Origin of the sequence: Novosphingobium sp. B-7 (assembly GCF_000410615.1) — a bacterium.
GTDB classification, from domain to species: Bacteria; Pseudomonadota; Alphaproteobacteria; order Sphingomonadales; family Sphingomonadaceae; genus Novosphingobium; species Novosphingobium capsulatum.
The window spans coordinates 1-12,711 of record NZ_KE148484.1 but is presented as its reverse complement, the minus strand read 5'-3'; the positions used below and the strand labels follow the sequence as shown (position 1 = coordinate 12,711).

General features: G+C 59.3%; 10 protein-coding genes and 1 pseudogene. 4 read left to right on the top strand and 7 right to left on the bottom strand.

All coding sequences use genetic code 11. The features are described from left to right. A pseudogene (locus H926_RS32735) lies at positions 1–1,123 on the top strand (hypothetical protein); the annotation flags it as partial. Positions 1,124–1,168: 45 nt separating this feature from the next. On the opposite strand, the gene H926_RS32730 reads toward H926_RS32735, so the two are convergent. Beyond that, a complete protein-coding gene (locus H926_RS32730) occupies positions 1,169–1,384 on the bottom strand; it encodes a hypothetical protein (protein WP_148291841.1) in 216 nt (71 codons plus the stop codon). Between the two features lie 180 nt (positions 1,385–1,564). On the opposite strand from H926_RS32730, the gene H926_RS0120960 reads away from it, so the two are divergent. Beyond that, complete coding sequence (locus H926_RS0120960; protein ID WP_022677998.1) at positions 1,565–2,347, top strand: GntR family transcriptional regulator; 783 nt, start codon at positions 1,565–1,567, stop codon at positions 2,345–2,347. 31 nt (positions 2,348–2,378) lie between these two features. Here the strand turns inward: H926_RS0120960 and H926_RS0120955 are convergent, their stop codons facing one another. From H926_RS0120955 to H926_RS0120930, 6 genes are all read right to left on the bottom strand, one after another. Continuing rightward, positions 2,379–3,026, bottom strand: a complete 648-nt coding sequence (locus H926_RS0120955; RefSeq protein ID WP_022677997.1) for a hypothetical protein — start codon at positions 3,024–3,026, stop codon at positions 2,379–2,381. A gap of 30 nt (positions 3,027–3,056) precedes the next feature. After that, positions 3,057–3,266: a hypothetical protein gene (locus tag H926_RS0120950; RefSeq protein ID WP_022677996.1), complete on the bottom strand. Its 210-nt coding sequence runs from the start codon at positions 3,264–3,266 to the stop codon at positions 3,057–3,059. 266 nt (positions 3,267–3,532) lie between these two features. Beyond that, positions 3,533–4,600, bottom strand: coding sequence for an endonuclease NucS domain-containing protein (locus tag H926_RS29555; RefSeq protein ID WP_148291840.1), 1,068 nt, complete (start codon positions 4,598–4,600; stop codon positions 3,533–3,535). Between the two features lie 294 nt (positions 4,601–4,894). Beyond that, positions 4,895–6,364, bottom strand: a complete 1,470-nt coding sequence (locus H926_RS29550; protein ID WP_148291839.1) for an ATP-binding protein — start codon at positions 6,362–6,364, stop codon at positions 4,895–4,897. Positions 6,365–6,404: 40 nt separating this feature from the next. After that, positions 6,405–9,479, bottom strand: coding sequence for an AAA family ATPase (locus H926_RS0120935; protein WP_022677994.1), 3,075 nt, complete (start codon positions 9,477–9,479; stop codon positions 6,405–6,407). After that, a complete protein-coding gene (locus H926_RS0120930) occupies positions 9,476–10,621 on the bottom strand; it encodes an exonuclease SbcCD subunit D (protein WP_022677993.1) in 1,146 nt (381 codons plus the stop codon). The genes H926_RS0120935 and H926_RS0120930 overlap by 4 nt, the downstream gene beginning before the upstream one ends. A 73-nt stretch (positions 10,622–10,694) precedes the next feature. Between H926_RS0120930 and H926_RS29545 the strand changes: the two genes are divergently transcribed. Both H926_RS29545 and H926_RS0120920 read left to right on the top strand, forming a co-directional pair. Further along, positions 10,695–11,468, top strand: coding sequence for a hypothetical protein (locus H926_RS29545; protein ID WP_022677992.1), 774 nt, complete (start codon positions 10,695–10,697; stop codon positions 11,466–11,468). A 47-nt stretch (positions 11,469–11,515) separates the two neighbouring features. Beyond that, complete coding sequence (locus tag H926_RS0120920; RefSeq protein WP_022677991.1) at positions 11,516–12,694, top strand: DUF6035 family protein; 1,179 nt, start codon at positions 11,516–11,518, stop codon at positions 12,692–12,694. Positions 12,695–12,711: the final 17 nt, after the last annotated feature.

Genomic DNA, 12,711 nt, shown 5'->3' with positions numbered 1-12,711 from the left:
GGAAGAGCGGTCGCGCGCGGTTGCCTTCCTTGACCGCGCATCGACGCGGCAAACAAGCGGAGTGCGCAACTCCAGCGGAAGTGAAAGCTCGTCCGGGTATCGCTCGGGAGAGAACCTGCAGCGGTTCGACAATCAGTCGCTCGATGCTAGGGACACCGTCAGCGAAAGCGATCGTGTCACGCGGTCGAGGGGAGATCAGCAAACCAACATTGATCGTCTCGAGACAAGCCGCAGCGGCAGCGTTGGGCTGTCCGGCAGCGTTGCCGGCACTCGAGGTGGCGATGGTGGATCTGGAGGCAAGGGTAGTGTGGGTGCAAATGGAGGTGTCCAGGCGGGCATCAGCGGTAGCCGCCAGCGTTCTGACCTAGTCAATCGGAGTAACGAGCGGAGCGAAGCACAAGGTTTTGATTCCTCGACATCGGACAACCGCTCGAATGGTTCAAATGCCACGCAAGACAGTGGCAGCTATGCGCAAAGTGGAAACTTCAGCCGGAGTGAGGGCTATTCCGAGAACGCTTACTCACGTGAGCGCGCACTCGAGGAGATTCGACGCATCGATCAGCGGATCGCCCAAATTGATGAGCTGGCGACGTCACTCACCGACAGCACCTCAACACGGGAGGGATATGGCACCAACCTCGCCTTCGACATGAGCCAGATCGTGGCAAGCCGCTATCAGGAAAAAGCAGCCGAACTGGGGATCACTGCTCCCAGCCTTGCTCGCACCGACTACAGTCCGCAAGAGCAGGCCGCCTATGAACTTGTCGCGCGCGAGATCATTTCTGACTATTACGATCAGAGGGTCGCACCATTCAACGATCTGATCCCGGACAGAGGAACGCTGACGGGCAACGTTGCTGGATCGGGAAGTTTCAGTGAAGCAGACCTCCGGGCCAGAACGCCGCAGCGCTCCGCGCAAGGCCCGCGCAATCTCACGGAGGGGTCGGCCGATGGTTCGATTGGTGCTCGCATAGCTGAAGGGGAGACGAGCTTGAGGGAGCGTTACGAGGCTAATGGCGATCGCTTTGGCGATCGGCGCAGAGACTTTGACGAGGGGCGTTCAGGTCCGGGTGGAGCTGATGAACGCTTTGACGAGCGCTTCTATGATCGCGATCAACGCTAGAAGGTTGTGTCACGGAGAAACTCAGGGTCGAATTGCACCGAAGGGCTACCAGCTAAGTGCCCCAATGACGACAAAAACGATTGATACCAGGATGATGATCCAAGCTCCAAAGCGACCACCTGCACCCACAGGATCTAATGAATTCGGCTCGAACGCAGGGATGTTTGATCTCGTAAAATCGGGATCGCCAGTACCGGTGGGATCGTCAGGATAAGCCCGCTTTGAAAAGTCAGCAAATCGCCACTGATCTTGCTCATCCATCGTACTTCTCCAAACTTTACATACCACTGGGCGAACCCAATGGCAACGAATGGAGAAAAGGATCGGGGGCGGAAAATGGCTAGTGAGGGCGCTGTGCATTGCTGCAATCTGCAGGCGTTATGCTAAGTTGAAACCCGGAGAGAGCGGCAAGCGCCATGTCTGGCGGGCCGTGGGGAATTCATGCTGTCGAAGATTGACGCGACCTATATCGAGCTGCGTGAGCGGGTCATGCTGGGCGACTTGCCGCCCGGTACGTCGATGACCGCTGACGACATTGTCGCGCATACCGGCGTGTCGTTATCGATGGCTCGCCATCTTCTGGTGTCGCTGGGTGTCGGGGGCTATCTCACCAAGCGTGGCCGTGCCTATGTTGTTTCGACCTTCACGAGAGAACAGATCGAGGAATGGCGCCTTGCGCTGGGAGCGATCGTCGAGATCGGCGCCCTTCGTCTGGCATTGGCGGGAGGTTCGCGGTTGCAGGCGGTGGCCGAGAGCCTTGAGAAGGACGTCCGCAGCCATGCAGTGGAGGATGAGGCGTTCTTTCTCGGGGCGATGTCCTTCGCGACGATCATTTTGGGAGGACCGCAGAGCACCTTGTCCGAGCTGGTCGAGCAGTTCATCCCGCAGGCCTTTTTCAGGCTACTCTGGCTCTCGGACATCTATGCCGAGCGCACGGGTTTCCTGGTTGAAGCTGCGGACAGCTATCTGGTCGCGGCGCGCGCGGGTGATCTTGATGGCGTACGGAAAGCGAGCCGCTTCTTCTTCGATTCAACCGCGCCGGCGCTCCACAAGTTGATCGAGCAGATGGAGCGCAAAGACTTTCCAAAAAGCGCCCAGTATCACGCCCTTCAGGCCATCGAGCCCCAGGTCAGCGGATTGCCGACGTATACGGGGAGTACGAAGGCCGCGCGCCCGCTGCTTGGTCCACTGAGTGATGCCGGCGCGGCCGCGCATCCCTTGTAGCAGCGCTCACACCTCAAGCCGCAAAGGCGGGCTACCGGGGGTGGATCCGCATGGCAGTCGCAGCGGCAGCGCAATCGCGCGCGTCGCCCTTACAAAGCAATTGGACCATGGTTCGGGCAGATGTCGTCATGCCCTCTATATCCGTCAGCTCCAGGGTCGCTGCTCGCGCATAGACCTGTGCAACGCTGGCGCGCCTTGCATATTCCTCGAGCGTGGCGACTTCGCCTGTCGCTGCGACGACACTGACCATCAATTTCTGGTGCGCGAGGAGTGAGGCGAGCGCTTTGCCGGAAGCCGTAGTTCGGTCGAATGCTTCTAGCCGCCTCTGTATTTCAGGGATGGCAGGAGAAAGGTCCATCGAGACCAGTCTGACGATAGCCGTAGCCTCGATCCCGGCTAGAACCGCCTGCCGCTCCCACATTTCGTTCTTCGTCGGCCGATACCAAACAAACCTAGCCACATCTGCCACAATGAAGCCAAATGCGCGGAGTTCGCCAAACGCATATTCCCCCCAATCCGCGCCTTTACCGGACGCCTCGGCGAGAAGGCGTGGATCGGGTTCAAGGGGTACACCGTCGCCCCGGATCACTGCGCGGCGGAGATGCTCGATATCGGCATCAGCGCTTTTGGCGAGCTTCTCGATCGCGATCCGATAGAGCTGGTCGATTCCGTTGGGCATTGCCGGAGGATAGCAGCGCAGGGTGGATCATCAACCGGTCGGCGGCCAATCGCCCCCGTTGAGCTCCTTCACAAATTCAGCAATCCGTTTCCATTCAATGGCGGTTTCATCAAAGGGATCATGGGTCAGAATTCGTGCGCAAGCGGCGTCGACTTGTTCAGCATCAACGGGAATACTTGCGTCGGCGCGATATGCTTCAATCGCAGCAAGCAAACGCTTGAAATCCTCGTAGTGCCCCATCAACGCTCCCGCTGAAAACTGATTCAAATCTAGGCCGATAATCCGCGAACTGTCGAGCCACTTCGCCGATTATAGACCGCTTCGCATCTTGCTAGTTCCTTGTACTGTAATGCGAAACCGCTGCCGATTGCCCTCTTAGGCAGACCTTACTGTTGCCTGCGAAAATTGCGATCAACAAAGCCGCGAGGCTGGATACCTGACCACTGCCAAGACATGTTTCAATCTGCGCTTCACCTCATCGGCAAGCTTTCCGTAAGCAAAACCGATTAGGGGCGCGAGAACTCATCGAACGAGGGGCCGTCTTTCAGCCGGAACTCCACTTCGTAGCTTTTGAACGAGACGGAGGGCACCGCGCTAAGCGCATAGTGGAGCTTGTCTTCGCCCCGCGCGGCGATGACCAGCCCCTCCACGGTCTCGCCTGGCTGAGCGAGGTGAGCGCTTATCCATCCGATGTAGCGCAGTATCTGCCCTACTACTGCGTCCGACGACTTGTCGCGCTTAAGCTCGATCACGAGCCATTTCGACTCGTGCTTGTGCTTAGCCAAAAGGTCGATCCGTCCGATCGGAGTCGGAAACTCGTAACCTGCGTCCGGCTCCCCGTCGCGAACGTAGATATCCCAGTCCCTGGACAGTTCGAGCTGAGACCAATTGTCGAAGAGGTAGTCATGCAGATGCCGCTCGATCGCGAAGCGGGCTGCAACTTGTCCTGTTGGGGAATCAGCGGTCAGTGGGGTTTCAGAGTCGACCTCGGTCTCTTCCTTATCGCCTGACAGATACCACCAAATGGTGTCGAGCGTCCAAAGGTCGACCTCAAGTTCTCTGGCGAGTTCGTTCAGAACGCCATTAATTGCGGCATAGCGTACGCCAAAGCTCGCTCCGCGCGGCCAATCAGGCATCAGATCAAGGTCGATCAGCCCGCTCTCCGACGTATTGTTCCAGACACCATACTTGTTCGGGTATGCTACGAGAAGGATCGCTGTGATGATCCCTTTGCCTAGACCCTTTATCTCGGTCGCAGGCCGGGTTCGTTCCTCGATCGGCCGGCTTTCATCGACCAACGCGGCGAGAGCGGCCCGAGTTGCGGTCATGTCAGCACAAATACGGTTGCTCTGCCGAAAGAGCCCAGACCAATGCTTGTTGTTCTCTATCAGAAGAAAGGAGCGCAATACCTTCTCGTCGATTTGTTCGATTTGGCCAGGCTGGAATTGCGGGCCATAGCGATCGACGACGCTATCCCGCGACTCAAGAATCTCTCGGATATCACCGTCCTTCTGCATTGCCGCTTTTGCAGCGCGTAGGCGCCCAAGTGCATCTGCCGAGATTGTTCCGCTCACGGATTGCCCCTTTTTGTATACGCAGACCCCGCAGGCTCTCGCTGCGTTGCGAATAGTAGTGATCTAGAGATATCTGCCCATGAAGCCAGTTGTCCTTCCACATGAACGAACAATAACTTACGAGGCCATTGCCGATATTCACAACAGGATGAGGCTGCCGCTGTATGCTGCCCGCTAAGGAAGACATCGTCGGGCGCGGTGGCCAGCAGGCACTGTCATCAAATTATGATCATCACCCGCAAGCTCCTCCAGCAATGACCGACAAACATTGGCGTCGGTTGCGTCGTGCTCAGCTCAAGCACGGCCAAACAGACCGGTTAGAAGCGACTTCGGCCGTCGAACGGATGCAATTGCCGTTGCAGCCGTTTGACCGATCACATCTGTAAGCGCGTTCTCAAAATCTCGCGTGACATCGTCGAACCCAGTGCGGGCGTGGACGATCTCATGAAGCAGTGTGCCCGCAAAACTCGAAACCGACGAGAGCTGGTCGCGACGGATGACGATCGACTGGGTAGAGCCATCCCATAGCCCCAGAGCATCGCTACCCGTCGCAAGTTCCACCCGCATCGTATTGCTCACGCGAACCGACTGCACATGTTGGGGCAATCCGCCAACAAGCGCGACGATGTCCTCCACCTTCTCAAAAACCGCTCGCTCTGCCGTTGAAAGAGAGCTGGGCTCCACGAAATCAAATACGAAGCTATCGTTCCACTCTGTCTGATAATGGCCGAGATCACGGATCGGCTCACCGCTGAGATCCGTCATGCCGACGACGTCTCTCTGGATGCTGTCGGGTATCGTGATGACCTTGATGCCATCGTTTCGGGCATGATCCACCGAGGATGAATTGGTCATCAATTGATCGGCGGTGACAAATAGGTATTTGCCGCTGCCGCTGAGGATCCGAACGGCGTGAATTGCCACCTCCTTCCATCGAACTTCGTCGCTGCCGAGGCCTGATTGTAATGCCTGCAACTGGTCAGCAAGCTCCGAACCGATTTCCGCTGTGGTCGCATTGAGCAGCATCTGCTTCACGCGATCAGAGTAGGCTGTGCGGCCGACGTTGGTTCGCTCACGATTGAGTGCTTTGCGCATCGGCTCAGTGAGCGCTGTGATGTTATAGGAGAACGCGAAGTTCTCCTCTTCGGCCACCAAAAGGCCAGCTACATAGATCCGTGCCGACACATTCGGCTTCCGCCGAAGAACCTCGCCGATGCGCGTTGATTCGAGCACTTCCTCCTCGGAAAATCGAAGGAAGAAACTCTTCGCCTTCTCCATCTGCTCATCGCTCAAACCACGCAGAGTGATTGTGGTGCCGACCATTGCTGGATCAGGTGATGGCTGAACCGCAGCATGGAGGGTCACCACATCATCGAAGTCGCGCTTGGCTATCTGAGCAAGGGTGATCTCGCCGTGTGCGGACCGAATGATCACGGCGACACCATTGCGATGGAGGGTTGCCATCGCATCCTTCAGGCCAACCCCAAACTTGCCAATGACCTTCCCGGCATTCTGGAGCTTCTCGGCGTTTTCGTTCTGCGTGAAGTGCTCGTATCTGAGCCCGCGGCCGAAATCGCGGATAGTCCAGTCGCCATCATCGGTCTTGAAGACCTCGATGTCTGGGGTATCGGTCAATTGCTGTTCGTCGATCGCATTGGCAATGAGTTCGCGGACGGCATGTGCGCTTTCCCACGCTTCTAGAATCTTCTCGATGTTTAGATCGAAAAGCCGCGCTGTGGTCATATTTGCCCCTGCTTCTTCCATGTATTGTCCTCACAGTGAGCGAGGCCTCGCCCTTACAGCTTCACATCGACCTTACATCGATCTGGCTCCCATTGGCACCTTTGTGCACTGTAAATCCATTGGGAACAGCCTGTTGTACCAGCGGCACGTGCGAGATGAGCCCCACCGCGCGCCGTTCGCCCACGATGCTCTGAAGCACCTGCAGAACCTGATCGAGTGTGCCGGCGTCATTATCGGTGTCGAGGCTACCGAAGCCTTCATCGATGAAAATGGTGTCGAGCCTGATGGCACCGTTTGTCATTTCGACGATGTCGGACAGCCCGAGTGCTAGGGACAAGGCTGCGATGAAGGTCTCGCCGCCCGAAAGCGTGATGATCTCGCGAGCGCGGCCGGTCTCGATGTCGTGGACGCGAACGTCCAGCCCTCTCTTGGATCGACCTCCAACACTGACGGTATCGCGCTCAAAGCGATACCGGCCACTGGTCATGGGATCGAGGCGCAGGTTCGCCGCTTCGAGAACCTGATCGAACATCGCACCGATGGCGAATGTCTCGAGACTGGTCCGCATCTCGTTCTGACCGTCGAAGGCTTCCGCAATTCCCCGGAGTGAGCCGGAGGACTGCTCCAGGGCCTGAAGGCTCTCAAGCTGATCTGCCAGACTGGTCTGTAGCTCGACAAGCGATTGGTGTTTCTGCTGAGCGGCAGCGCTTTGCTTCACTGCCTCCTCGGCGGCGGCCTGTGCTTGCGCGCAGCTCAGGCGGTAGGGTTCGAGGCTTTGTCGCTGCGCGTTGCCGACCGCGTTTCTTGCCATCGTTTCCCGCGCGCGGGCTTCAACAAGGGCGGTGTCAAAACCCGCGATTGCCTGCTCCAGTGCAGGGATCTCTGCAATATCGGGGATCGCGGCGCGATAGTCTGCCTCGGCGAACCCGAGCTCGGAAAGGCGAGCTTCAAATGCCGATCGCTTTGCGGCGAGATCTGTCTTGTTTTCGATGACTGCGGTCGAAGCGCTGTGCAATGCGGCTGCTGCCTTGATCGCAATGGCATCAAGCTCGCGCTGCCTCGCGTCGGCATCGGCAAGGGCCTGCTTCCGGCTGCTCAAGTCTGCGGTGGCGGCATCGATTGCGGTCTGCAGAGTGTCTTGCTGGCGCAGGTTCTCGGGGACCGATGCAATCTTCTCGTCGTACGCCTGCCGGGCCAGTGCCTCTGCAGTCGTTGCCTTGCCGAGCGCGTCTCGAGCCTGTTGGACGGCCTCCGTCGCTGCCAGCTTGCGCGTGCGTGCGTCATCCGGTTCCTTGGTGAGAACGCCGATGTCGACGTCCGGACCCAAACCGCTGATCTGACCAAGGACGTGTTGCAGATCGCCATCGATCTCGCTCACGTCGCGCTTTGGCTCCGTGAGCCCGTCCAGAACCGCACATTTTGCATCGAGCGTGGCACGGGCCGAGCTGGCGGCAGCCTGGGCCTCGCGATCAGCCTTTGAAGCGGCAAGCGCAGCGCCCTGAGCATTGCGCCACGCCTTTTCGAGTGCGCCCGCATCGCCTGAATCACGCGCCGGATCGGGGTGGTCGCTGGCGCCGCAAACCGGGCAGGGGTGCCCGTCCTGCAATCGCTGGGCAAGGACGCTGGCCTGGGCTGCAAGGAAGGCGCGCTCGTGCATCTCGGCTACAGCGACCGCTTCGGTATGGCGGGCCTGTGCGTCGCGGGCGATTTTTGATGCCTTCTCGCAGGCTTCCTGCGACAATTTCGCATCTTGCGCCGCCTTTGCGAAGGTCTGCGCTGCCTCGAGCTCACTCTTCAAACTGTCGCGAGTTCCGCTCAGCCTCTGTCGCTCAAGACCATTGGCTTGGGCTGCCGCGAGCGCCGTCTCCTTCTCTTCGCAGAGATCAGCAGCCTGTGCCTCAGCGTCGGCGGCTTGAGAGTGAGCCTGTTTTGCTTGTTCCAGCCCTGCCTCGGCGGCTTCAAGGCCAGCCAGACGCTCGGCAGCATCCACCAGAACTTGCTTGTGGCGGTTCAGCTGGTCGATCTTGCGCGCGATGTCTTCAATCTCATGATCGCGGGAGCGGAGATCGAGCAGCGTCGCATTCGCCGCCGAAAGAGCCTCGCTTGCCTTTCGTGCTTCGACTTCAGCGTTGGCGTGCGCATCAATCGCTGCGCGGTAGCGCCTCTGTGCATCGGCAACGCTGGCGTCGAGGTCCGATATGCGCCGCGCCAGCTCGGCCTGGGATCTGCGGGTTCGCATCGCCTCGAAAGTCTGGCCCTGTGCGTCGAGCTGCTTGAGTGCAGTGGACGCAGCCTCGACCTCGACAAAGCGCTTTTCCTGCTCTTCAGCGGCCGCATAGGCTTTGTTGGCAACAGCAAGCACGGCCGCTGTCTCCGAGACTGCCAGCTGGGCAAATTCGTACCGTTCAAGTGCCGAGGCGATGCCGTCGGCGAGCTCGTCCGAGCTGCTGTAGCCCTCGGTTTGAAGGCGGCTTGCGTGTAAGCGGTAGCCATCTTCGATCTCGCGTCTGATGTTCGCGGCATCGGCTTTGAGCTTTTCGGTGAGCCGGCGGTACAGAGAGACGTCGAACAGTTCCCGCAGAATCTCGAGCCGGTCCTTGCTGTTCGACACCAGGAAACGCTCGAACCTCCCTTGCGGCAACAGGACAATCTGGCGGAACTGTTGTGCGCCATAGCCGAGAAGACCTTCGACGTGGCTGAGGACGGCGCCGACCTTCTTTTCTGCGATCGGAACGCCCGAGTTATCCGGACCGACATCATCGATGGCGACGTCCGATACGTCGAACAGCCAGGCAGCGTGTGGCTGCATGGTGTGACCCTCGCCTCGCGCCTTCGGCCGTGCCTGGTCAGGTTGACGCCTGACATAATATCGCTTGGAGCCCAGTTCGAATTGCAGGCTCACCTCGGTCAGCAGATCCTCAGGCGCAAAGTCAGAGCGCATCGTACCGATGCCTTGCTCCTCCTTGGCCCCCTCGCCAAACAGGGCGAAAGAAATCGCGCTGAAGATCGACGACTTGCCTGATCCGGTTGGACCGTAAATCCCGAAAAGGCCGGCATCCGTCGCTTCGCGGAAATCAATCGTCTCCGCGCCGCCATAGGGACCGAAAGCGCTGAGGGTGAGCTTGATCGGCCTCATGCTTCTTCCTCCATCGTAGCGAAGGATTGCAGCGCGGAGGCCACAATCTGCCCCTCCGCATCCGACAGGGGCTCACCACGGATGAACTCGAGGAATGCGGAGGAGAGCGTCTGCGGGTCATCAATCGCCGCGCGCTGCTCTTCGAGGCGCAGCTCTACTGGTCGCTCGTTGCGTTCGTAAGCGAGCTGGACCGCATTGGGGTACACGGCCCTGATCCTTTTCATCGGGTCGATCTGCGGGGTGTCGTCCGTGAGAACGACGCGGACGATGTCATTGGACACTTCCGCGGCCGCGAGCAGCTCGAGCAGCTTGCCTCGGATGGTTCTGACCTGACGCAGCGGCCGCAGCGGCACTTCGGTCACTGTGACAGTGCCGTCGGCCGCAAGGTCGATCAGGCTGACCGACTTCTGCTGACCTTCCTCATCGAATCCGAATGCCAAAGGTGCGCCGGAATAACGGATGTGATCCAGTCCCACCGGTTGCGGGCGGTGAAGGTGCCCAAGGGCCACATAGTGTGCGCCCTCAAAGGCAGCCGCCGAGACGGTCTCAATCCCACCGACCATGCGCGTGAGCGGACGTTCGCTTTCGCTGGTTGCTGCGCCGTCGACAAAGGCATGGGCCACGACAACCCAACGCATTCCCTCGGCCACGTGCTTGCGAGCGCTGGCAAGCTGGGCCCGGATGACATCTGCAGGGCAGCCGATGCCGTCGTCGTCGAAACACAGGCGGGCGGCGTATTCGAAGGCAAAGGGCAGGGCGGAAATGGCCACTGGCCCATGCGCATCGGAAACCACGAGCGGTCGCTCATCTTCATCCAATGGTCCGCGCACGATCGCCGCGCCGCCATCGGCAAGAACGCCCATCGCACCGATCTGTGCGGCGGAATCGTGGTTGCCCGCGATGATAACGATCGCTGCATCGGATGCTGCCCGCACCGTTGTGAGGAACTGCGAGAGGCGGGTTATCGCGCTTTGGGGCGGGTTTGCCCGGTCAAAAACATCGCCGGCGATGATCACGACATCGGGGCGTTCATCATCGATCACCGCGAGGATCTGGACGAGAATGTGGTCATGGTCTTCATCGAGGGACAGGCCATGAAATTGGCGGCCCAGATGCCAGTCGCTGGTGTGCAAGATGCGCATTATTCTGTCCTCGAATCCAAGTGCATATAAAATTTATATAGACGTGCGGTAGCTCGTCAAGTAGGGTTCGGACATGGACGATCCTGCACTCAAGCCAGCAATGCTCGCCCGCCTGGCCTATCTCGACCGGTGCCTGACTTGGCGCGGACAGGTGAATCGCAAGGACCTGATCGAGCGTTTCGGGATCTCGTCTCCGCAAGCGGCAATCGATCTGAGGGAATATCTCGACCGGGTTGCAGAGCCGAAGCCTCGCTACGACACGGTCCGAAAGTGTTATGTTGCCAACCCCCACCATCGCGGCCTGCCTTTTGTGGAGGATGCAGGCTCGCCGGATGAGTTTGTCGGCCATCCCGCCTCGAGCAACCTTTCTGTTCTTCCATCACCGGCCCGGCAGTGCCCCCCATTTGTGATGCGTCGCCTATGGCAGGCGGTCGAGCAGCGGCAGAAGATCGAGATCGGCTATGTGTCGATGTCGAGTGGGCTGCGTCAGAACCAATGGATCGCACCGGCGCATTTTGCCTCCGACGGCGAGCGCCTGCACGTTCGGGCGTGGAGTTTCCACCACCGCGAATGGCGCGATTATGTTCCGGTCCGGGTCCATCCCGACAGCACCTTCCATGTCGCACCGGTCCGCGAAGAACTTCCGCGCGATGCTGACTGGGAAGAGTTCGTCGAAGTCCGGCTTCGGCCGCTGAGCAGCCTTACAGAAGAGCAGCAGGCCGCTGTCCGGTTGGAATATGGGTTCACGCAGGAAGTTCTGAGCTTCGAGGTCCGCAAGTCGCTCGAATTCTATGTCGAGCGACGCTGGGGGCTCAAACAGGCGGGCGCGCGATTGGAACGCTGTTAGCCCTCCCGGCCGAGGGAATTCTGCTGCCACAAGGTAAGGAGACGACCATGGTTGGAAACACGACTGTCGATCCGCTGGCATGGGCATCGGCGGTGACAAAGCCCGAGATTGACGCTGTCAGGAACCCGCGAACTGGCCATGTTCTCAATGTCCGTCGCCTGATCCGGGCATTCCGGTATGAGCGCGCAATTCTGCTACGCCAAAGACTTAAGGCGCTCGTCAAACGTGACGACGCACGCCTGGTGTGCGCGACGTGCGGTGTTCCGGTTTATCTGGCGTGCAGCACGACCAAACGGTTCTTCTTCCGGCATCGCCATGAAGATGGCTCGTGCCCCGCTGTCACACGAACGGAGCTGAGCGAAGCCGATATCAGGGCCATGAAGTACCGCGGTGCCCAGGAGAGCGGGGCGCACAAGCGGGTCAAGGCACTTCTTTTGCGGAGCCTCTCGGCCGATCCACGGTTCAAGGATGTGGCCTCAGAAAGGACCTGGAAAGCAAGCGAAGGTCTCTGCGGCCTCCGCCGACCTGACGTTTCGGCACGGACGGACACCGACAGACTGGCCTTCGAGGTGCAGCTGAGCACGACCTTCATGGACGTCGTGCTGAGCCGGAAGGAGTTCTATCGTGCCGAAGGAGCGGCGCTCGTCTGGGTCTTGCCGTACTTCCATCCGACCTATCGTCGCATGACCGATGATGACATCCTGTTCGGCAACAACTCCAACGTTTTCGTCGTCGATGAACGAAGTGCTGCCGCGTCGGAAGCGGCAGGAAGCTTCATCATGACATGCTGGTACCGCAAGCCGATCATTCAGGGTGATGAGATCGTTGATGAGTGGGTCGAGCGCTTGGTCCGGTGGGATGAGATCACGGTCGATGTAGACCGCCAGACCATCATCGTCTTCGACTATGCCCAGGAGGTAGCAAGGCTCCGTGAAGAACTCAGAGCAGCCCACTTGGAAAGGATCGCAGCTGCCCAGGCCGCTGCAAGGCAGGTCCTAGAAGACCGGGAGAATGATCTGCGCGAGCAAGTGCTTCGGTTCGTCCTCGATGCCTCGCGCTATGACGATGACTTGCCTCGATACCAGGCATGGGCTCTCCTCAATGACCGCCTTCGTTCCATGGGATACGGTCTCGACGGTGAATACCCGGACTTGCTTACCGCTACGCGCATCGTCCAGCTCATCGAGAGCGCAAGGGCGGGAAAGCCGGTTGGCTTCGGCTACTGAGAACACCGGGAATAAAA

Coding starts and splice junctions, on each gene's coding strand:
- H926_RS29550 (WP_148291839.1), bottom strand. CDS start 6,364: ATGGAAGAAGCAGGGGCAAATATGACCACAGCGCGGCTTTTCGATCTA.
- H926_RS0120920 (WP_022677991.1), top strand. CDS start 11,516: ATGGTTGGAAACACGACTGTCGATCCGCTGGCATGGGCATCGGCGGTG.
- H926_RS0120960 (WP_022677998.1), top strand. CDS start 1,565: ATGCTGTCGAAGATTGACGCGACCTATATCGAGCTGCGTGAGCGGGTC.
- H926_RS0120955 (WP_022677997.1), bottom strand. CDS start 3,026: ATGCCCAACGGAATCGACCAGCTCTATCGGATCGCGATCGAGAAGCTC.
- H926_RS29545 (WP_022677992.1), top strand. CDS start 10,695: ATGGACGATCCTGCACTCAAGCCAGCAATGCTCGCCCGCCTGGCCTAT.
- H926_RS32730 (WP_148291841.1), bottom strand. CDS start 1,384: ATGGATGAGCAAGATCAGTGGCGATTTGCTGACTTTTCAAAGCGGGCT.
- H926_RS0120930 (WP_022677993.1), bottom strand. CDS start 10,621: ATGCGCATCTTGCACACCAGCGACTGGCATCTGGGCCGCCAATTTCAT.
- H926_RS0120950 (WP_022677996.1), bottom strand. CDS start 3,266: ATGGGGCACTACGAGGATTTCAAGCGTTTGCTTGCTGCGATTGAAGCA.
- H926_RS0120935 (WP_022677994.1), bottom strand. CDS start 9,479: ATGAGGCCGATCAAGCTCACCCTCAGCGCTTTCGGTCCCTATGGCGGC.